Here is a 22,159-nt window from a genome sequence, read left to right as displayed (position 1 = left end):
TGATAATTCGCAAATTAAATAAATTATTATCTGCATAGACGGTAACTGTGCAAATGCTGATTTTATTAGCTATATGTAAATAAAAGTAAATATCATTTTTAAAAACCCACTATCAACCATAGGAAAAGTCCATTAGTAATGGCTCAGAAATTCATTAGCACATGGATCACTTTTTCAATAGCAGAAGTGGTTCAAAAATTCATTAGCATGTGGCTCAAATTTCTATTGACATTCACACAGTTACATATCTTATTTGTGATTTCTTAAGTTTATTTGTAGAATTAAAATTAATATACCTTAATTTTTAACATGTATGGATTCACAACAATAACATGTATATATGTAATATGTCAATTAATAGTAATGTAACAAACTTTAATAGATATGAAATTTTTGCAACTTGAAAATTATTTATACTATACCGATGCTACTAAAAGATGGATAAAATCTTCGTATGTTTTAGTTTTTAAGAGTTCTTCAAAATATTTTTTGTTTAAAATTATTTCTGTCACAAAATCAAATATATCGCGAAAAAGTATTCGATCTTCCTCATTGATTGCAAGCATAAAAACAACATTTACCTTATTTTGATTCCAATTGATTGGTGTTGGATGTATCGATATTGCTATGGCAGTTGAAAAAGCACTCATTTCTAAGGGGTGAGGTATTGCGATATTTAAGTATGCGCTAGGACTAATCTTTTCTCTTTCGTTAATCCTTTCTTGGAAAGATGAGTCTACATAACCGAATTTATATAAGGCATTAGACAAATAATTTATTGCATCTTCTTTATTCGAAAAGCCAGGATTATAGAAAAACAATTCCCTTTTAAATATAAATTTAAGCTTTTTTTCTAAAATAGTTCTTAATCTTGCTTTTTTGATTTTTTCAATTTCATTGGCAATAATACTCATATCTTTATTATCAAAGTAATTTGATATGATGATCATTGGGACAGTAAGGCAGATGTTAACATGTACTGTGGATATTACAAGGTCATAATCTGAAAAATTCTTTAACTCATCTGGAGTGGTAATGACTCCGGACAGTATTATGTCGTTCTCAAAGATTGCATGAATTTTTTTTACTAACTTGAGATGAGTAGAGTAATAACGAGGGCAGAGTATGATTACTTTTACTTTGTTTCTTAATGCTTTTTGTTCTTCTATTAAGACACCTATATGCAATGATATATAGGCAATTTCATCTTCAGATATTGCGTAACCTGTTTCTTCTGTGATGATATTAGCGATAAAAACTGATACATCGTAAATATATGGGTAAGTGTTTTTAATTGACAGAAGTTGAGGATTTCTTAAGTTAATATTGTTTTCTAAACGAATAAGCATGTTGCATAGATGTAAAGAAAAACGCATCACGAAATCTGGATTGTCTAAGTTGATATATAAAGCGTTTTTCACTTTATTTTGAATTAGTTCCATTAGATTACATATTTTAGATCCAATAATTTCGTTTAGCTGAGAATATTCCAATTTGGTGATATTTTCATTGACAATACTGGTTGTTAAGATTAATGCTAGATTATAAAATTCATTGTCCGTAAAATGAATAGGGAAATACTTTTTTAAATCATCACAGATCTCCATTAATAACTTAGAAACAGGTTCGGTAATATGAACATTATTTAAGGAATCCAAAACTTCCGGTGTAGTAAGATTTTCCATGGAACGTTGCATTGTAATTGCTAAGTGTAAAATAAAGTTTATCAATGAAAAGTCATTGATAAAATAGTGATTTGCCAAAAGCTTCTCAGTCACTACTTCCTTTATTACCTTTAAATCTAAGTTTTGGAAATATGTTTGAAGGAGATCTAAACTAATAAAGTTTTCTTTTATCTCGTTATAGATAAGATGTGATATCATCTTTTTTTTATTTTTTTCCAGTCCCTCAATATAGACACAATTATTTTTTGTTTTGAATACCAGATCAAAATTTTTTAATTCTGCCTTGATTTTTGATATCTCATTCATCAAAGTCACAGGGGAGATACACAGCTCGTCTGCTAATTCATCAAGGTTTTTTGTTTGTTGCTGAAGCAAGAGAAGTTTAAGTATATATGCTTGTCTGTTTTTTGAAGACTGGGGTATATCGTTATTTGTAAAATTATTCAATATATTAGCCAGACGTTCTTTATCTTGTATAAAGTAGCCTTTTCTGGATGAAAGGATTAAATTGGGATAATTTGTATTGATATTAGATATATAAGTCTTAACACTGCGAATTGAAAATCCTAAATTTTCTGCTATGTTTAAAGCTGTAACGTAGCTTGTCTGATCTTTTAAATAGTTCAATATTTTAAGTTCTTTTTCTTGCATAGGAGAGTCTCACCTCTTACATAATAATGTAATTATTACTTTTTTATATTATAACATAGCAATTTTCAAAAATTTATATTATCAATTGCACTGTAAAAGTGCAAAATCAAGAATAGAAATTTGATTGTCCAGCTAGTATAATAAAATCACAGCGACGAGAGATAAGAACAAATGCAGATGGATGGAAGGAGAGATGTTTATGGATGCAATAGCAAAAAGTATGGAAATCATTGCAAACAGTGGTGAAGGTAAAAGTTTGGCAATGAAAGCAATCAAGCAAGCTCGTGCTGGCAAATATGAAGAAGCTGAGGCAGACTTAAAACATGCAGATGAGGCGATTATAAAGGCACATCAGGCCCACAGCGAATTGCTGTTCTATGATGCTGAACATCAGGATTTAAAAATTAATATGTTGTTGGTACATGCAGCAGATCATTTGACTGCAGCAGGTATTATAAAGGAATTGGCAGAAGAGATTATCTATTTGTATAAGACACGATAGTTAAGAAATCTATGTTATATTGGGTGGTGTGATATGTATAAAATTGCTTTGGTGTGTGAAAACGGTGCAAGTACTGGTATGGTAGTCAAAAAAATGAGAGAAGCTGCAAAAAAACGCGGGATAGAGGCAGAAATTCAAGCTTATCCATATACACAATTAGAAAATTTTATTGAAGAGGTAGATGCTATACTTTTAGGTCCACAGATCGCATACAAAAAGGACGTTATTGCAAAAACATTTTCAAAGTATGCGGATAAAATTGATGTTATAAAACCGATGGATTTTGGAATGATGAATGGCGAAAAAATTTTAGATGATGCTATTGCAATTATTAAAAAATGATTTTTTGCAGTACTTATACTTATAAGATTTGTTGAAATTTTATGACTGATTTCATGAAAAAATTTTTAAATATATGATTGCTTACGATTTTAGTATTGACTATATGAAAATAAAAGTATGATGATGTATAGTTTTAGTCTATTGTCATTCCTAAACATCTTTAAAATGGAAATCTCCATCCATATACAATTCTATCTTTGTATATTATAACTGCTTAATGACAGAAGGTCAAATCATATTAATTATAGTTTCAGCTTTGTTTACATCTATACTATGTATAGCTGCTAATATTAGTTTAACTGTACACATAAATCATGACGATGATGTTGGAGACTAGAAGATAAAAAATATATTTTAGGGGGAAAAAAGATGGATAGATTTATAGACGCATTGCAAAAAAGGCTAATGCCTATAGCAAAGAAAATAAGCGACATTAAATTTTTAAGTGCATTAGGTGCTACATTTCAAATTTTATTGCCAATTATTTTACTTGGTTCATTTGCTTGCTTAGGAGCATTTTTAAATATCCCAGCATGGCAAAGTTTTGTTAAAAATACAGGGTTAGCAACTATATTTATGACAATTCAATCTCTAACACTTAGCATTATTGCTTTGTATGTTGCTATTGTATTACCATATCAATATGCAACAAAATTGGGAATGAAACCCCTTTCCATAACAATTATTAGTTTTATGACATTTTTGTTAATTACTCCACATAAACTATACACTGATATTCCTACTCAATGGTTAGGATATCCAGGTTTATTTACTGCGATGCTTATAAGTGCTTTTACTGTAAGATTTACAAAATTGCTTCAAGATAAAAAGATTTATTTGCGTATGCCAGAAGGTGTTCCACCTATAGTAGAAGAATCTTTTGCAAGTTTAGTGCCCGCATTGTTTTCTGCACTTTTAGCAACGTTTATAGAAGCAGGATTAGCTAAGACAAGTTTTGGAAGCATTCATCAGATGATTTACTCACTAATTCAAGTACCATTACAAGGAATTGGATTGTCATATCCAGCTTATCTTCTTGTCCAAATACTAAGCACTTTGTTTATGTTTTTTGGTATTCATGGCAATGCGGTTTTTAGCATCATTTCACCGTTGACGTTAGCTGCATCTGCTGAAAATTTAAAGGCACTGTCATCTGAATTACCTTTACCGCATATTATAACTGATTCATTTTCTGTATTATGTCAACCTGGAGGCATTGGAGGTACATTTGGTCTTGCATTTTTAATGGCGTTTACCGCAAAGAGTAAGAGATTAAAGACACTTGGTAAAATGGCAATAATTCCTGCAATTTTTGGCATTAACGAGCCATTGTTATTTGGTATACCAATTTTATTAAATCCATTATTATTCATTCCTTATATTTTGAATCCGATTATTTGTACAACAATTAGTTATCTTTCAATAGCACTTGGTGTTACCCCGAGATTATCCGGTGTTATAGTAAACTGGACTATGCCGCAGATTATTTCAGGTTTTCTTGCACAAGGTGTGCCGACAGCAATTTTACAAATAGTATTGATTATTATAACAACTTTAATATGGATTCCGTTTTTTAAGATGGTAGATAGACAAATTATGTTGGAAGAAACAGAAGAAACATTAGTAAAATAAATTAAATTGTTTATAAGAGGGGGCGATAAAGCCATCTCTTCTTTTTATCATTATAACTCAAATATTAGGTAACTTTCATTTTGATAAGTAATTATGACTAGTTAATGGGATGTGCTAAAAGTCTGTATTGACATTATTCTGGGAAAAATAGAGAAAACCACTGTAGATTTTGGCTATATAGACGAAAATGACATATGAAATGGTAAATTAAAGAATTTTAATGAAATATTTATTGATGATATAAAAATTAATCGTCTATATGCAAAACTTAAATTTAGGAGGAATATTATGAAATATCCAAACTTATTTTCACCGATTAAGATCAATGATATGATGGTAAGAAATCGAATTGTGGCTACACCGATTGGACAGAAATTTCTTGACAAATCCTTAGGTGGACCGGCAATTGTTATCGCTGGTTCTGTTATTGCAGAGCCTGGAAAGTCTTCGTTTGCTTCAGCAGATGAACCTTATGCATTTTCAAAATATGAGGTTGAACAAACAAGACAAAGGATTTTGATTGCACGTCAGGCGGGTGCAAAAGCTTCTATTGAAATTGTACATGCAGGTCAATATGCTCGAGTAAAAGATTTTGCCAAAGGACCTTCCGGATTTATTAGAAATGATGGAGTAGAAGTAAAAGAAATGACAGAAGAAATGATGGAGGAAACACTTCACTGGTACGAACAAACTGCATTTGACGCTAAAGATATAGGATTTGATATGATTTTTATGCATTTTGGCCATGGCTGGCTACCAGCACAATTCCTTTCACCATTTTTTAACAAAAGAACAGATAAATATGGTGGAAGCCTTGAGAACAGAGCAAGATTTCCTCTAATGATTTTAGAAAGAGTTAGAAAAGCGGTAGGAACAAATTTCCCTATTGATATGCGAATTTCAGCAACAGAATGGATTGACGGTGGGATAGAATTTGAAGATGTGTTGGCTTTTATAAAGATGGCAGAACCATTAATTGATATGGTACAGATTTCGTGTGGATTAGACATGGAGCGTGAGGCTAATGTTCATATGGTTACTACTAATTTTTCAGAACATGTGCCTAATGCAAAGTATGCAAAAATCGTAAAAGAAAATGTTCATATTCCTGTTGCAGTCGTTGGGGCCATTATGAATCCAGACGAAGCTGAGCAGTTGATTTCAGATGGAGTTGCAGACATGGTTGCACTTGGACGTGCTTTGGTGGCAGACCCTGAATGGCCTAAAAAAGCGAGAGAAGGTAGACCTGAGGACATTGTCCCGTGTATAAGATGTTTACAATGTTATCATATAGCTACAAACCGCAGAAATGTAGGATGTTCTGTGAATCCAAGATACTCCAATGAATCATGGATACCGCGGAAATTAGAAAAGGCTGATATAAAGAAAAGAATTGTCGTAATAGGTGCTGGACCAGCGGGACTACAAGCTGCATTGGTAGCAGATAAAAGAGGTCATAAAGTAATTTTATTTGAAAAAAATAGTTTCTTAGGTGGCGAACTTCACTATGTTGCAATGGAATATTACAAGAGTGATATTAAAGCATTTTTAGATTATCTTAAAGTACAGCTTAAAAAGTCCAAAGTTGAAGTTCATCTAAATACAGAAGTTACGCCGGAACTTGTAGAAAAAATTATGCCAGATGCAGTTATAATAGCAGTGGGAGCGAATCCTGTTATACCACATATACCAGGAATTGATAATCAACATGTGATCAGTTTCTATGATGCCATTGAACATATGGATAAGATTGGGCAGAATGTTGTAATTATTGGTGGCGGCACAATTGGTGCAGAAATTGGACTGGAGCTTTCATTACTTCAGCAGAAAAATGTTACAATCATAGAGCTTGCAGGAGAAATAGCAGCGCAGGGAAACATGCTTTATAAAATTGCACTTCGCCAAAAAATGCAACAGGCAAGCACATTAAATACAATGTTGAAGACTACATGCCAGGAAATCAAAGAAGATGTTGTAGTGGTTAAAACAAGTGATGGAAAAGAAAAATTCATTAAGGCGGATACTGTTATAATTGCCACCGGATTGAAACCAAATAAATCGGTAGCAGAAAGTCTTTATGGGATTGTACCAGAAACATTTATGATCGGAGATTGTATCAAACCAAGAAAAATAATGGAAGCTGTAATGGAAGGGTATACAATTGCTTCCAATTTATAAGTTTACGTTATAATATTGATCTAGGAGGGAAAGATTTATTAATGTATCACAAATTTATAAAACCATTTCCAAAAGACTTTTTATGGGGAGCATCCACATCAGCTTATCAAGTGGAAGGGGCATGGAATGAAGACGGAAAAGGACCTTCTGTCATTGATATGGGAAAGCATCCTGAAGGAACATCAGATTTTAAAGTAGCCAGCGATCATTATCATCGATACAAAGAAGATATAGCTTTATTTGCAGAAATGGGTCTTAAAGCTTATCGCTTTTCTATTGCATGGACAAGAATTTATCCGAAAGGCACAGGGGAAATAAATGAAAAAGGTATTGCCTTCTATAACGATTTAATTAATGAATTGCTGTCACATAATATTGAACCTATTGTTACAATGTACCATTTTGATCTTCCATATGCATTACAAGAAAAGGGTGGCTGGTCAAATAGAGAAACGATAGATGCTTACGAAAACTATGCTAAGACATTGTTTAAATATTTCGGTGACAGAGTGAAATACTGGTTAACAATTAATGAACAAAATATGATGATTTTATACGGTGCAGTTCTTGGAACTGTTGATTCTAAAATAGAAAATCCACAAAAAGAATTGTATCAGCAAAACCACCATATGCTTTTGGCCCAGGCAAAAGCGATGAAGTTATGCCATGAAATGTGTCCAAATGCAAAAATTGGTCCTGCACCAAATATCATATCAATCTATCCGGCTAGCTCTAAACCAGAAGATGTAATTGCTGCTTCAAACTTCTCATCAATTCGCAACTGGCTGTACTTAGATGCGGCTGTGTTTGGGCGATACAATAGTATAGCATGGAGTTACATGGAGGAGAAAGGGTATACACCTGTCATTCAAGAAGGAGATATGGAAATCTTAAAAAATGGAAAGCCTGACTTTATAGCATTTAACTATTATTCAACATCAACTGTAGCTGAAAGCAAGAATGACTCATCTGATAAGAATTCCACGGGAGATCAGCAGATTGCAATTGGAGAAGAAGGAGTTTATAGAGGAGTTTCTAATCCTTATTTAGAAAAAACACAATTCGGCTGGGAAATTGATCCAGTAGGTTTTCGCAGTACATTGCGTGAAATAAATGAAAGATATAATCTTCCGCTGCTGGTAACAGAGAATGGATTAGGTGCTTATGACAAATTAGAGGAAGGTGATGTAGTAAATGATGATTACAGGATTGATTTTTTACGCAAACATATAGAACAAGCTAAGCTGGCGATAACCGATGGTGTAAACTTAATAGGATATTGCCCTTGGTCAGCAATTGATCTTGTCAGTACGCATCAAGGTATAAGCAAGCGTTATGGTTTTATCTATGTCAATAGAGACGAATTTGATTTAAAGGACTTAAGAAGGATAAGGAAGAAGAGCTTTTATTGGTATAAGGATGTTATAGAATCAAATGGAGAGAAAATATAAATCAATTTTATTAAAGAAAATAAATGATATTTCGATATAAAAGATGTTGGTGCTGAAGTTTACTTACACACTAACATCTTTTATCATTTTAGTAATGCGGAAATAATAGTAAAAATATAAACTAAAGTTGATATTATTCTAAAAAATTATACAAAAAATTTATATAAAAATTTTACGTAATTTACTTGATATATTTAGTAGATTATATTAAAATTATAATGAACTTTAAATAATATAAATTAATGTAGATATGTCGAGGTGGTTAGAATTAATATCTCAGATATTGCATCAATAGTTGGAGTATCTCCTGCAACAGTTTCAAATGCACTTAATGGTAAAAGTGGCGTAAGTGAAGAAACAAGGCAGAAAATAATAAAAATTGCTAAAGAGTATGGTTATTTTAAAGATAATATTTTTAATACTTTACAAAAAACTATAAGATTTATAATGTACAAAAAGCATGGTTTTGTCGTTTGTGATACGCCATTTTTTACTTCTCTTATAGAAGGTATAACTAAGGAATCTAAAGCACAAGGATACGAATTATTAATATCGCATGTAAATTACAATGAGAAAGATAACAAAGAATTGATAGAAATCATTGAAAAGGATTATTCTGAAGGTATATTGATTTTGGCTACAGAAATGACAAACGATGATTTAATGATGATAAAAAATGTTAATGTTCCAGTTGTTATGCTTGATAGTTATTTTAAAAATAGCGATTTTGATTCTGTTTTAATAAACAATTCAGAGGCAGCTTATAAAGCTACAGAATATCTTATTATGAATGGACATACTAATGTAGGATATCTTCATAGTTCGGTTTATATCAACAATTTTTATTATAGGCGAAGAGGTTATTTAGAAGCTTTATCAGATTATGCATTAAAGGCTGATAAAAAGTTTGAGTTTGCTTTGGAGCCAACGGCAGAAGGTTCATATCGCGATATGTCTTTATATCTAAAGCAAAAGAATATAACATTGCCAACAGCGTTTTTTGCTGATAATGATATTATTGCTTTTGGGGCAATGAGAGCATTGAAAGAAAGCGGCGTAAAAATACCAGAAGATGTTTCGATTATAGGTTTTGATGATATGCCCTTTTGTGAAATTTCTACTCCCAAGTTGACTACACTAAAAGTATTTAAACAAGAAATGGGTAAAGCTGCTGTTAAGAGGTTAATTGATAAAATAAAAGGAAATGATGACAGTGTACAAAAAATTGAAATTAATACACAGTTAGTAGTAAGAGAAAGTGTATTAAAAATTAATTAAATCTATTAAAATATTAAGCAATTATTTAATAGTTCTTTCAAATATTTCATGAAATAAAATTTTTATTATTGAATAGGGAAAATGAGTTTTATTTATATGTAATGGCTCTATTAGTAATATAAAAATTAAGTAGAGCCTTATTTTTTTATATAAAATTTTATTTACCTGTAATAAGTAATCATAATTTCTATATAAAAAATCCTTACAATATGATAAAAAAATTTATATAAAGTGGTTGAAATTTATATTAATATATTATATAATAATAGTGAAAAAATTAATCTAATTTAATTAAAAACTTAAGTTAAATGTGGATTCAAATTTAATAATCTGAAATTATTAAGGAGGAGAATATTTAATGGAGGATCGAGTAAAAATAGGTTTTTTACCTACACGACGAAATGTTTTTAGTAAAGAAGACGCTCTTAAATATAAAAATTTAACAAGAAATAAAATAGAGAATTATAATATTGACATTATTGATATTGAAGATATTAATGATGAAGGATTATTAGCAGATAATGCAGATGACATAAAAAAAGTAATTTATAAATTCAAAAATGAAAACGTTGATGCTGTTTTTGTACCGCATTGCAATTTTGGTACAGAAGACGCTGTTGCTAAAGTCACGAAAGAAATAAATAAACCATTGCTGCTTTGGGGACCAAGAGATGAAGCACCGCTTGATGATGGAATGCGCCTTAGAGATACTCAGTGTGGTTTATTCGCAACTGGAAAGATACTGCGGAGATTTAATGTGCCATTTTCTTATTTAGTAAATAGTTATTTGGATGATTTATCTTTTGAAAGAGGATTTAAAAATTTTATTTCCGTAGCGAACGTTTTAAAGAAATTTAATAACCTTAAAATATTGCAAATTTCAACGAGACCAGAAGGTTTTTGGACGATGATCTACAATGAAGGCGAATTATTAGAACGTTTTGGCATTCAAATTACTCCTGTCACTTTAAAAGATGTTGAACAAAAGACTTTGTTTGTTGAGAGAGAAGATAGCACCGAATTAAAAATGACAATGGAATTTATAAAATCAAAATTTGATTGTACTGAAGTAAGCGAATCAGATGTTAAAAGAGTAGCAGCCTTTAAAGTTGCATTAAATAGATTAATAAAAGAAAAAGATTGTTCTGCAGTTGCTATACAGTGCTGGACTGCATTACAAGTGAGTTTAGGAATCATGCCTTGTTTAGTAAATGGATTATTAACTGATGAAGGTATTCCTGTCACATGTGAAACAGATGTTCATGGAGCAATAAGTGCAGTAATAGCTCAGGCGGCATCAATGAATTCTGCAGTTCCATTTTTTGCAGACCTTACAATAAGACATCCAGAAAATGAAAATGGAGAGTTGCTATTTCACTGTGGGAATTTTCCTCCATCTCTGTGTTCTATAGATAATAAACCTAAATTTAAGCATCACTTCTTATTTGAATCGCATGCACCTGGTACGGCTGAATTCGAAATCAAAGGTGGGGATATCTCTATAGTAAGATTTGATGGTGATCATGGAGAATATTCTTTGCTTTTAGGGAAAGCTAAAGGAATTAAAGGACCTTACACAAGAGGTACATACCTATGGGTTGAGGTAAATGATTGGCCAATGTGGGAAGAAAAATTAGTAAAAGGTCCGTACGTTCACCACTGTGTAGGAATACACCACGACGTCATTCCAGTTTTGTATGAAGCATGCAATTTTATCCCTGGTTTGAGACCAGATCCTATTGATCCAACAGAACAGGAAATAAAAGAATTTTTAAGAGGTAAATGATACAAGGATAAGTTTGATTTTTATGTGTATGTAATGAATACATCAATGGAGATAAATTTCAGATTTTATATTGTTTTACTTTTGAGGTGATATAATTGAATGATGTTTTAGATCTAAAGGTAAAAGCTACACAAATTCGACTTGATATAATTAACATGATTTATGAATCTAAATCTGGACATATTGGTGGTTCACTTTCGTCTGCAGATATACTTACTGTATTGTACTATAATGTAATGAATATAGATCCAAACAATCCTAAGTGGGAAGAAAGAGATAGATTTATTTTAAGTAAGGGACATTCAGTAGAGGCATATTATAGTGTTCTTGCCGATAAAGGTTATTTTCCAAAAGAAGAGTTAAAAACGTATTGTAAATTTGGCACAAGGCTTATTGGGCATCCAAACAATAAAATACCTGGTGTAGAAATGAATACAGGAGCGCTTGGACATGGATTGTCCATTGCAGTTGGTATGGCATTAGGTGCAAAAATGGATAATAAATCTTTCCGCGTGTTTACTCTTATGGGAGATGGAGAACTTGCTGAAGGTTCTAATTGGGAGGCTGCTATGGCTGCATCTCACTATAAATTAAATAATCTTATAGGAATTGTTGATAGAAATAGACTTCAAATTAGTGGAAGTACAGAAGAAGTAATGTCTCTTGAGCCGCTGGAAGATAAATGGAAAAGCTTTGGCTGGGATGTGTTAACTACTGATGGCAATGATATTGAAAGACTTTTAGATATTTTTAATGTGGCTATAGCATCTACTAATGATAAGCCCAAACTTATATTAGCATACACAACAAAAGGCAAAGGAATTAGCTTCATAGAAAATAAAGCAAATTGGCACCACCGAGTTCCTACTGAGGAGGAATATAAAGCTGCAGTTTCTGAGTTGAGAGAGCAAATGGAGGTTTATTTGAATGAACAAAATATCAAATAAAGAAGTTATTAGCAATGTATTATTAAAAGAAGCTGAAGTAGATAAGGATATTGTTGTATTATCAAGTGATTCGAGAGGGTCTTCATCTACATCGAGCTTTGCTGAAAAATATCCAAGACAGTTTGTAGAAGTAGGAATTGCGGAGCAGAATTTGGTAGGTATAGCTGCAGGATTAGCATCAGTAGGTAAGAAACCATTTATAACTTCGCCTGCATGTTTTTTGACAATGAGAAGTATAGAGCAGGTAAAACTTGATGTGGCTTATTCACGAATGAATGTAAAGATTATAGGTGTAAGTGGTGGAGTTAGTTATGGAGCATTGGGTATGTCACATCATTCTTTACAGGATATAGCTGTGATGAGAGCTATACCAGATATTAATATCATTATACCTGCTGATAGGTATGAAACTGAGAAAATGATGTCAAGCTTATTAGATTATGAAGGACCTGTTTATGTAAGGGTAGGCAGAAACCCAGTAGAAGATGTTTACAGTGATTTAGATTATGATTATGAAATCGGGAAAGCAGTTGTTATGAGACAGGGGAATGACATAACGATAATTGCAACAGGAGAAACAGTAAAAATAGCAGTTGATGCATCTGACAAATTAAGAGAAGAAGGTATAGGTTGTCGGGTTTTAAACATGCATACTATTAAACCACTTGATGAAGAAGCTATTGTAAAAGCAGCACATGAAACTGGTCGCATTATCACAATAGAGGAACATAGCATATTTGGTGGTTTAGGTGCTGCTGTAGCTGAAGTAGTGGTACAAAATAAACCAGTGCCAATGAAGATATTAGGCATACCAGATGAACCAGCCATAGCAGGGAATAGCAAACAAATTTTTGACTATTATGGTTTATCAGTATCAAATTTATACGATGTTTCAATGTCATTACTTAAATAGGAAGTGATACGTATGACTGATAGTTGTATTATTGCTATAGATCAAAGCACATCGGGGACAAAAGCCATGGTTGTTGATAAATATGGCAAAGTAATTGCAAAAAGCAATAAAGAACATAAGCAGTATTATCCTAATCCAGGGTGGGTAGAACAAGATCCGTTAGAAATATATAACAATGTAAAGGCAGTAATAAAAGATGTAATAAATAAATTAAACTTTCCAACGTCTTATATAAAAGCGATATCTATTACAAATCAAAGAGAAACAGTTGTTGTATGGGACAAAGAAACGGGAAAACCTATTTATAATGCTATAGTATGGCAGTGTAGAAGAACTTCTGATGTGTGTATGCGACTCAAAGAACAAGGTGTTGAAAAATCAATAAAAAATAAAACGGGATTGCTTTTAAACCCCTATTTTTCAGCTACAAAAGTGAAGTGGATATTGGATAATGTTGAAGGAGCTAGGGAAAAGGCAAACAAAGGTAAATTGTTGCTTGGTACAATAGATTCCTGGCTTTTGTGGAATTTTACAAATGGAAAAGTACACGCAACTGATTATACAAATGCTAGCAGGACGCTACTTTTTAATATAAGAACTCTTAAATGGGATGAAGAACTATTAAAAATTTTTGATATACCTTTAAATATGTTACCTAAAGTAATATCATCGAATGATGTATTTGGTTATACAAATTGTGATGGAATACTCAATGGGGAAGTGCCAATAACAGGAATAATTGGTGACTCTCAAGGAGCCCTTTTTGGACAAAATTGTTTTGAAGCAGGTATGATAAAAGCTACATACGGCACTGGATCTTCAATCATGATGAATGTAGGTCAAAATTTCATAGATGCGGAAAGGGGGTTGGTAACATCTATTGCTTGGGGAATAGACAAGAGTGTAGAATACGTGCTTGAAGGTATTGTCAATAGTACAGGAGATACTCTTAAATGGCTAAAAGATAATTTGGAGATTTTTAAAGACTATGATGAACTAGAAGAATTAATTTCTAATTTAAAAAGTAATGAAGGCGTTTACTTAATTCCTGCATTTTCAGGACTTGGTATTCCATATTGGAATATGGATGCAAAAGCAGCCATAGTTGGCATGACCAGAGGTGTAAAAAAAGAACATATAATTAGAGTTGCATTAGAATCGATAGCATATCAAATTAAAGATGCTATTGATGTAATGAAAGAAGAATCTGGAATAGCTCCAAAAGAATTAAGAGTTGATGGAGGGGCAACCAATAATAAATTTTTAATGCAATTTCAAGCGGATTTGCTGGGTATAAAAGTTATTAAAACAGAAAATGAAGATTTATCAGCATTAGGTTCTGCATATATGGCTGGACTTGGCATTAAGTTATGGGATAGTAAGGATGAAATTATAAAGCTAAGAGGAAATGAATATGTTTATTCACCCAATTTAAATGTAAAAGAAGAAATGGATAGGCTTTATAGCGGTTGGAAAAACGCCGTAAAAATGATATTGACATGAGATTTTGTAAGTCAACTTCACTGTCTAAAATTTGTTTTCATAAGGGAAACCCACGATTAAACCTTATATAATTCGATTAAATGTGGGTGTACCTTAGAAATATATGCGAAACAAAATAGTTTACGATGTTTCGCAAATAATTTAAAATAATTTAAGGAGGAGATTTGTGTGAGAAAGGCAGTTGGTATTAAGTTTTTGACATTAGCATTAATAATGACAATTGTATTTTCTTTTTCAGCATGCGGTAATAAGACATCAACAAATAATAATTCAAAAAGTAGCAGTAGCAGTGAAAAAATTACGATTAAATTAGCTGATACTTATACAGGTTCAGATTCAAAAGCAGCTTATTTTCAAGCGGAATTAAAAAAATTTATGGCTGAACATCCAGAAATAAATCTTGTTCAAGAAACTGCGGCGGGTGATGAGCTAAGGAATAAAATAAAAGTTGAGTTGGCTGCTAATAATTTGCCTGATGTTTTTACTTATTGGGGTGGTTCAATTTTAAAACCATTAGTTGTTGATAAAAAAGTTTTAAATATTGATGAATATTTAAAAGTAAGCAAATCATTAAAAAAATCAGACTTTAGCGATGGAGCTTGGGCTTTTTATACTTATAACGGTGTTCCGTATGGTATTCCGACTGAGGGGTATGTTTCTGCATTAGTTGCAAACAAAAAATTGTTCGCAGAATATAATTTGCAATATCCTAAAACTGAACAAGATCTTCTTAATGTAGCAAAAGTTTTTAATCAGCATGGAATTGTGCCGTTAGCAGTTGGTAGCAAGGGAGGAAACCCTTCACATTTCTATTTTAGTGAGCTATATAATCAACTTCCAAATGGAACACAAGAAATCGAGGATTTGACTTCAAGCTATAAATTTAATACAGCTAATGCTTTGAAAGTAGCTCAAATTATAGATGAGCAACGTAAAGCAGGTGTTTTTCCGAAAGATACTGTAGCAAATGGTGATTGGACTCCGTCGGCAGAGTTATACAACAGTGAAAAAGCTGCTATGACCTATCTATATCCATGGACGATGGGTCTTATAAAACCAGAAATTGCAGCTAATTCTGTAATAATAGACATGCCAAAAATAGATGGCGCTACAAAGGATCCATCTACTTTTGTTAGTTCAAGTGCAGTATTTGGCCTTGTTATTAACAACGATTCATTTCATGATCCAAAAAAGCAAAAGGCAATTGTAGAATTAGTCGACTTTTTGACGTCTGATGAAATGTTCAAAGAATTAGCTAAAGGAGGAATGGTTCCGGCAAAGAATATTCCTAATATGGATAGAAGTGTATATCCTACGCTGTTAAAAGATGCTCTTGACCGTGCTGATAAATTGGAAAAAGTGCCTTCTCATTTTAATACATTCCCAGATGATAATTCATTTACAGTTTTCCAAAATACGTTGGATAGTTTATGGGCAGGTGCGATTTCGCCACAAGGTTTTGTTGATAAGGTTCAAAAAGCTTTAGACAGTGCTAAAGCTAGCAAGTAACTTAAATCAGCAGGAGAAAATGAATTTCTCCTGCTGATAAAAATTATTTTTAAAGGAAGTGAAATCATAACATGAAAAAAGAATCTAATGCAAATATTTCAGTATTTATTTTGCCAACTTTAGCAATTTATACATTACTTATTATTGTTCCAATAGTATTTTCTATATATTATGGTATGACTGACTGGGATGGCATTGGAAAACAAACATTTATTGGGATCAGCAATTTTTTAAATATTTTCAAAGATACTGATTTTTTGATTTCTTTTAAAAATACAATAATAGTCACACTTATATCAATTTTGTTACAAATACCTATAGGATTAGTCATATCATTTTTGCTAAGTAGGGGAATTAAATTTTATAAAACTTTCAGGGCTATATATTTTCTTCCAGTTGTAATTGCACCTATTGCAATAGGATTAATGTTTAGTTTGATATTTAATGGTCAAATTGGCGCTTTAAATAGTCTACTCAAAGACATTGGATTGCAAAGTTTTCAAAAAGCATGGCTATCTGACCCAAAAGTTGTGTTATATGCTGTAATGACACCACAAGTATGGCAATTTATTGGCTTGTATATAATTATATTTATAGCAGCCATTCAAAATATTCCTGAAGAAATTTTTGAAAGTGCTGAAATAGATGGGGCGTCATCGATAACAATTTTCTTTAGGATAGTAATTCCTATGTTATGGGATGTAATAAAAATATCTATTATCTTATGCTTTACAGGTTCTTTAAAATCTTTTGATTATTCATGGATAATGACTCAGGGTGGGCCAGGAGTAAGTTCGTCATATTTAGGAGTATACATGTTCAAATCTGCATTCATAAACACTAAATTTGGTATAGGCAGTGCAACTGCAATTGTTATTTTAGCTACATCGCTGATTTTTACAGTAATATTTCAGAAAATAGCTTCAAGAGATATATATGAATAAAAGAGGTGAAAGCATGAAAAATTCTGTTTTAAACAATATAGAAACGAATACAAAAAATATAATTTTTAACATCGTAAAATATTTTGTTGTTATATCATTTGCCATGATGTCATTATTTCCTTTTGTTTGGATGGTTATAAATGCTTTTAAAGATAATACTCAAATTTATTCTTCGCCATTTTCTCTGCCTAAGACATTTAATTTTACTAACTTTATACAAGCATGGTATACTGCAAATATAGGTACTTATTATTTTAACAGTATTATTATAGCTTTTTCATCAGTTGCAGTAATAATTGTACTTGCCTCTATGTCTTCATATATATTGGCAATGGTAAGACCGAATAAATTTCTTTATACTTATTTTACACTTGGGATAATGGTTCCAATACATGCAATGCTTATACCTACATTTATTATACTAAGAAAATTTGGTTTGTTAAATACTAGAACAGGCCTTGCCATTGTATATTCTGCTGCAGGTCTTTCACTAAGCATTTTTATATTAGTAGGTTTTATGAAAGGTATTCCCAAAGAAATAGAAGAAGCAGCGACAATTGATGGTGCGGGTATATTTAGAAGATTTTTTAGCATTATATTGCCGATGTCAAAGACAGGTATAGCTACAATTGGGACATTAGCATTTATCAATACTTGGAATGATTTTTTATATGCTCAGGTGCTCATTTCAAATCAAACTTTAATGACATTAACACAAGGTATATATTTTTTACAAGGTCAGTATTCTACTGATTATGGATTAATGAGTGCAGGTTTAGTTTTAGCGGTTATTCCGGTGACAATTATTTATGTTTTATTCCAGGAACAAGTGGTAAAAGGAATGACAGCAGGAGCTGTAAAAGGATAATTATTACTTAAATTTATAAATACACTTTGCTAAAGAAAGGTGGTTTTTACTGGTGAACAATTTTGTAGAAAAATGGGGTTTATTTGAGGCAAGTTTTGAAGGACCAAGAAATGGAAACCCATATATTGATGTAAATTTTGAGGCAATTTTTAAACATGAAGAAATTTTGATAAAGGTTAATGGTTTTTATGATGGAGATGGAATATATAAAGTAAGATTTATGCCGAATATTTTAGGAGAGTGGACATTTATTACTGAAAGTAATGTATCATCTTTAAGGGGGCTTAGTGGCAGCTTTGTATGTGTTGAACCTTCAAAGAAAAATCATGGACATGTAAGAGTAAAAGATAAGTTTTATTTCGAATATTCAGATGGTACGCCATACTATCCATTTGGGACAACCTGCTATGCATGGATACACCAACAATTAGAACTTCAAGAGAAGACATTGGAAACCTTAAAAAGATCGCCATTTAATAAATTGCGTATGTGCGTCTTTCCTAAACATTATGATTATAATCACAATGAGCCCATATTATATCCGTTTGAAGGTTCTTTAGACAAAGGTTTTGATTTTTCTAAATACAATCCGGAATTTTTCAGACATTTGGAAAAGAGAATACTTGATTTGCAGGAGATTGGCATAGAATGCGATCTAATTCTTTTTCATCCTTATGATAGATGGGGTTTTAGTAAGATGGGTGTTGAAAATGATGATAGATATGTCAAATATATTGTTTCTAGGCTATCATCCTTTAGAAATATTTGGTGGTCAATGGCTAATGAATATGATTTGATGGAATTTCTTAAGATGAAAAATCATGAAGATTGGGATAGATTAGCAAAAATAGTACAAGAAAATGATCTGTATGGACATTTAATGTCGATCCACAATTGGAAAAAAATTTATGATTTTAATAAACAATGGGTTACTCATTGTAGTATTCAACGTATAGATGTATACAAAACATCAGAGAACACTGATGAGTGGAGAAGACATTTTAATAAACCAATAGTTATAGATGAGTGTGCATATGAAGGTAATATAGAACATGGGTGGGGAAATATAACTGGCGAAGAAATGACAAGAAGAGTATGGGAAGGAGTTGTGAGAGGAGGTTATGTTGGACATGGTGAAACATATATGCATCCGAAAGATATATTATGGTGGGCACATGGTGGTGAACTTCATGGAACAAGCTATCATAGGATTGGATTTTTAAAAAGAATAATTGAAGAAGTTCCAGGAAATATTCAACCTATAGAAAATACAACTGAAATTAATCCTTATTGGGATGTCGCTGTAGGATCAGTTGGAGAAGATTACTACATATTTTATTTTGGTTTTAATCAACCTTCATTCAGAACATTTAATATGCCAAAAGATAAAGAATATTACGTTGATATTATAGATACTTGGAATATGACAATAAAAAGATTGCCAGGATTATATAGTGGAGATTTTCGCATAGATCTTCCGGGAAAACAGTATATTGCAGTTAGAATGATAAAAGCAGGTTGATACTTAAAAATATGTATATGTGCTTTCTCTAAATATTAAATTAATGAGATTCATTATAATTAAAAACCATCATTTTAATATTACAATTTAAATTAGATTTTTGGAAGGAAGATGTGATAATATGGAGCATAATATCAAAAAGCTCATTTCAGAGATGACATTAGAAGAAAAAGCAAGCTTATGCTCAGGATTAAATCTTTGGCAAACTAAGCCAATAGAAAGATTAGGGATTCCATCAATAACGATGACTGATGGACCACACGGTTTGAGAAAAGCAAGCAAATCAGATGAACTTGGACTCAATAATAGTGTGCCTGCAACATGTTTCCCGTCTGGCAGTGCTCTTGCAGCATCTTGGGATAGAGATTTAATCAAAAAAGTTGGTGAGGCCATTGGAGAAGAGTGCATAGCAGAAGATGTACAAATATTGCTTGGACCAGCAATCAATATAAAACGATCTCCACTCTGTGGACGTAACTTTGAATATCTGTCAGAAGATCCATATTTAATATCTGAATTAGCTGCAAACTATATAAAAGGCGTTCAATCAAAAGGCGTTGGAACATCTATAAAACATTACGCAGCCAACAATCAAGAAGACTATAGAATGACTGTAGATGTAAAAGTAAATGAAAGAGCACTACGTGAAATTTACTTAACAGGATTTGAAGGAGCTATAAAGCAGTCACAACCATGGACAGTTATGGCATCGTACAACAAAGTAAATGGAGTATACGCAACAGAAAATGAGCACCTGATAAATGAGATACTTAGAAACGAGTGGAAGTTTGACGGAATAGTCATATCAGATTGGGGAGCAGTCAACGATAGAGTCGCAGCATTAAAAGCGGGATTAGATATAGAGATGCCAGGAAGTGGAGGTGAAGAAGACAAAAAAATAGTTGAAGCCGTAAAAAAAGGTCAAATATCAGAAGAGTATTTAAACACAGCAGTTGAACGGATTTTAAATATAGTATTCAAAGCATACGAAAACAAAAAGAAAAACCAAAACTATGATGCAGAAAAACATCATCAATTAGCTCGTCAAGTCGCATCAGAATGTATGGTGCTATTAAAAAACGAAGATGAAATACTTCCACTTAAAAAACAAGGCAAAATTGCAATAATAGGAGAACTTGCCGTAAAACCAAGATATCAAGGTGGAGGAAGTTCACATATAGTACCAACGAAATTAGAAATTCCATACGACGAAATAACAAAAATTGCAGGAAATGCAGTAGAAATAAAATATACGCCAGGTTATGAATTAGAAAAAGACGAAACAAACAATAAATTAATCGAAGAAGCAGCGTATATAGCAAAAAAATCTGATGTTGCCGTAATATTTGCAGGATTGCCAGATAGCTATGAATCAGAAGGATATGACAGAGAACACATGAGAATCCCAGAAAGCCACAATAAATTAATACAAGCTATTACAGAGGTTCAGCCAAATGTTGTTGTCGTGCTTTGCAATGGATCACCAATAGAAATGCCATGGGTTCATAAAGTAAAAGGCATATTAGAATCATATTTAGGAGGTCAAGCATCAGGAGGAGCAATTGCAGAAATACTATTTGGTGAAAAAAATCCATGCGGAAAACTCGCAGAAACATTTCCAAGAGATCTTAAAGACAATCCATCATATCTAAACTTTCCAGGAGAAAAAAACGTAGTAAACTATGGCGAAGGAATATTTGTAGGATACAGGTATTATGACACAAAAGATGTAGAACCAATATTTCCATTTGGACACGGTTTAAGCTATACAACATTTGAATACACAGACATTTTTGCAGATAAAAATAACATAACAGATGAAGATACAATAGAAGTAAGAGTAAAAGTAAAAAATACTGGAAAACGTGCTGGAAAAGAAATTATTCAATTATATGTTCGAGACATACAAAGCAGTGTTACTCGCCCATACAAAGAACTAAAAGGGTTCCAAAAAGTATATCTTGAATCAGGAGAAGAAAAAACAGTTGTCTTCAATTTAGATAAAAGATCATTTGCATATTATGATGTTGATTCAAAGGACTGGTACGTCGAAACAGGAGACTTTGAAATTTTAGTAGGAAGCTCATCAAAAAATATTTTATTAAAAACAGTCATTCATATAACATCAACTACATCAGTAAAAAAAGAATATACAAGGAATTCAACAATAAACGATGTAATTACAAATCAATACGGTAGACAAATTATTTATAACATAATAGAGAGAATAAAGTCTGACACAAACGACACACAGGATATGTTAAATATATTAAAAAAACAGTTAGAGACAAACAATCAAGAAATAAGTAGTTTATCTCAAAAAGACATGATGAATGCGTTTTTAAAAAATATGCCATTGAGAGCCTTGACTATCTTAAGCAATGGAATTTTTACTGAAAAAATGGTTAATGAAGTTGTTGATGGGTTGAATAAACAATGATACTAGAA

Annotated in this window: 16 protein-coding genes; 15 read left to right on the top strand and 1 reads right to left on the bottom strand. The window is 32.0% G+C overall.

Features of this window, described 5'->3' with window-relative positions; translation table 11 throughout:
• Positions 1-416: 416 nt before the first annotated feature.
• Positions 417-2,336, bottom strand: coding sequence for a BglG family transcription antiterminator (locus BVF91_RS09625; RefSeq protein ID WP_085113192.1), 1,920 nt, complete (start codon positions 2,334-2,336; stop codon positions 417-419).
• A 199-nt stretch (positions 2,337-2,535) separates the two neighbouring features.
• Between BVF91_RS09625 and BVF91_RS09620 the strand changes: the two genes are divergently transcribed.
• The 15 genes from BVF91_RS09620 (at position 2,536) to BVF91_RS09550 (ending at position 22,151) form a co-directional block, all read left to right on the top strand.
• A complete protein-coding gene (locus BVF91_RS09620; RefSeq protein WP_085113191.1) occupies positions 2,536-2,838 on the top strand; it encodes a PTS sugar transporter subunit IIA in 303 nt (100 codons plus the stop codon).
• A gap of 33 nt (positions 2,839-2,871) precedes the next feature.
• Positions 2,872-3,180, top strand: coding sequence for a PTS sugar transporter subunit IIB (locus BVF91_RS09615; protein ID WP_085113190.1), 309 nt, complete (start codon positions 2,872-2,874; stop codon positions 3,178-3,180).
• Between the two features lie 369 nt (positions 3,181-3,549).
• The gene (locus BVF91_RS09610) at positions 3,550-4,812 is read left to right on the top strand and encodes a PTS sugar transporter subunit IIC (RefSeq protein WP_085113189.1); all 1,263 of its coding nucleotides are present in this window, start codon (positions 3,550-3,552) and stop codon (positions 4,810-4,812) included.
• A 288-nt stretch (positions 4,813-5,100) separates the two neighbouring features.
• Positions 5,101-6,990, top strand: a complete 1,890-nt coding sequence (locus BVF91_RS09605; RefSeq protein WP_085113188.1) for an oxidoreductase — start codon at positions 5,101-5,103, stop codon at positions 6,988-6,990.
• Between the two features lie 41 nt (positions 6,991-7,031).
• Positions 7,032-8,441, top strand: coding sequence for a glycoside hydrolase family 1 protein (locus BVF91_RS09600; protein WP_085113187.1), 1,410 nt, complete (start codon positions 7,032-7,034; stop codon positions 8,439-8,441).
• Between the two features lie 258 nt (positions 8,442-8,699).
• The gene (locus BVF91_RS09595) at positions 8,700-9,719 is read left to right on the top strand and encodes a LacI family DNA-binding transcriptional regulator (protein ID WP_085113186.1); all 1,020 of its coding nucleotides are present in this window, start codon (positions 8,700-8,702) and stop codon (positions 9,717-9,719) included.
• Between the two features lie 358 nt (positions 9,720-10,077).
• Complete coding sequence (locus BVF91_RS09590; RefSeq protein ID WP_085113185.1) at positions 10,078-11,505, top strand: L-fucose/L-arabinose isomerase family protein; 1,428 nt, start codon at positions 10,078-10,080, stop codon at positions 11,503-11,505.
• 95 nt (positions 11,506-11,600) lie between these two features.
• Positions 11,601-12,452 (top strand): transketolase, encoded by an 852-nt coding sequence (locus tag BVF91_RS09585; protein ID WP_085113184.1) that lies wholly within the window; start codon positions 11,601-11,603, stop codon positions 12,450-12,452.
• Entirely contained in the window at positions 12,433-13,365 is a 933-nt protein-coding gene (locus tag BVF91_RS09580; RefSeq protein ID WP_085113183.1) for a transketolase family protein, read from the top strand. The genes BVF91_RS09585 and BVF91_RS09580 overlap by 20 nt, the downstream gene beginning before the upstream one ends.
• A gap of 12 nt (positions 13,366-13,377) precedes the next feature.
• Positions 13,378-14,868 (top strand): glycerol kinase GlpK, encoded by a 1,491-nt coding sequence (glpK, locus tag BVF91_RS09575; RefSeq protein ID WP_085113182.1) that lies wholly within the window; start codon positions 13,378-13,380, stop codon positions 14,866-14,868.
• Between the two features lie 168 nt (positions 14,869-15,036).
• Positions 15,037-16,377, top strand: coding sequence for an ABC transporter substrate-binding protein (locus tag BVF91_RS09570; RefSeq protein ID WP_085113181.1), 1,341 nt, complete (start codon positions 15,037-15,039; stop codon positions 16,375-16,377).
• 71 nt (positions 16,378-16,448) lie between these two features.
• Positions 16,449-17,321, top strand: a complete 873-nt coding sequence (locus BVF91_RS09565; protein ID WP_085113180.1) for a carbohydrate ABC transporter permease — start codon at positions 16,449-16,451, stop codon at positions 17,319-17,321.
• 13 nt (positions 17,322-17,334) lie between these two features.
• A complete protein-coding gene (locus BVF91_RS09560; protein WP_168170200.1) occupies positions 17,335-18,189 on the top strand; it encodes a carbohydrate ABC transporter permease in 855 nt (284 codons plus the stop codon).
• Between the two features lie 52 nt (positions 18,190-18,241).
• Entirely contained in the window at positions 18,242-19,711 is a 1,470-nt protein-coding gene (locus BVF91_RS09555; RefSeq protein WP_240495869.1) for a DUF5605 domain-containing protein, read from the top strand.
• 121 nt (positions 19,712-19,832) lie between these two features.
• Entirely contained in the window at positions 19,833-22,151 is a 2,319-nt protein-coding gene (locus BVF91_RS09550) for a beta-glucosidase (protein WP_085113177.1), read from the top strand.
• The last annotated feature ends 8 nt before the right edge of the window (positions 22,152-22,159 follow it).

Origin of the sequence: Thermoanaerobacterium sp. PSU-2 (genome assembly GCF_002102475.1) — a bacterium.
Classification (GTDB): domain Bacteria; phylum Bacillota; class Thermoanaerobacteria; order Thermoanaerobacterales; family Thermoanaerobacteraceae; genus Thermoanaerobacterium.
Note: the sequence above shows the minus strand (reverse complement) of the source record. Positions and strands in the feature narration are given on the sequence as shown.

Excerpts from the sequence above, each read along its gene's own strand:
- BVF91_RS09560 (WP_168170200.1), top strand. The coding sequence starts at position 17,335 with ATGAAAAATTCTGTTTTAAACAATATAGAAACGAATACAAAAAATATA.
- BVF91_RS09620 (WP_085113191.1), top strand. The coding sequence starts at position 2,536 with ATGGATGCAATAGCAAAAAGTATGGAAATCATTGCAAACAGTGGTGAA.
- BVF91_RS09610 (WP_085113189.1), top strand. The coding sequence starts at position 3,550 with ATGGATAGATTTATAGACGCATTGCAAAAAAGGCTAATGCCTATAGCA.
- BVF91_RS09605 (WP_085113188.1), top strand. The coding sequence starts at position 5,101 with ATGAAATATCCAAACTTATTTTCACCGATTAAGATCAATGATATGATG.
- BVF91_RS09565 (WP_085113180.1), top strand. The coding sequence starts at position 16,449 with ATGAAAAAAGAATCTAATGCAAATATTTCAGTATTTATTTTGCCAACT.
- BVF91_RS09580 (WP_085113183.1), top strand. The coding sequence starts at position 12,433 with ATGAACAAAATATCAAATAAAGAAGTTATTAGCAATGTATTATTAAAA.
- BVF91_RS09600 (WP_085113187.1), top strand. The coding sequence starts at position 7,032 with ATGTATCACAAATTTATAAAACCATTTCCAAAAGACTTTTTATGGGGA.
- BVF91_RS09550 (WP_085113177.1), top strand. The coding sequence starts at position 19,833 with ATGGAGCATAATATCAAAAAGCTCATTTCAGAGATGACATTAGAAGAA.
- BVF91_RS09625 (WP_085113192.1), bottom strand. The coding sequence starts at position 2,336 with ATGCAAGAAAAAGAACTTAAAATATTGAACTATTTAAAAGATCAGACA.
- BVF91_RS09615 (WP_085113190.1), top strand. The coding sequence starts at position 2,872 with ATGTATAAAATTGCTTTGGTGTGTGAAAACGGTGCAAGTACTGGTATG.
- glpK (WP_085113182.1), top strand. The coding sequence starts at position 13,378 with ATGACTGATAGTTGTATTATTGCTATAGATCAAAGCACATCGGGGACA.
- BVF91_RS09590 (WP_085113185.1), top strand. The coding sequence starts at position 10,078 with ATGGAGGATCGAGTAAAAATAGGTTTTTTACCTACACGACGAAATGTT.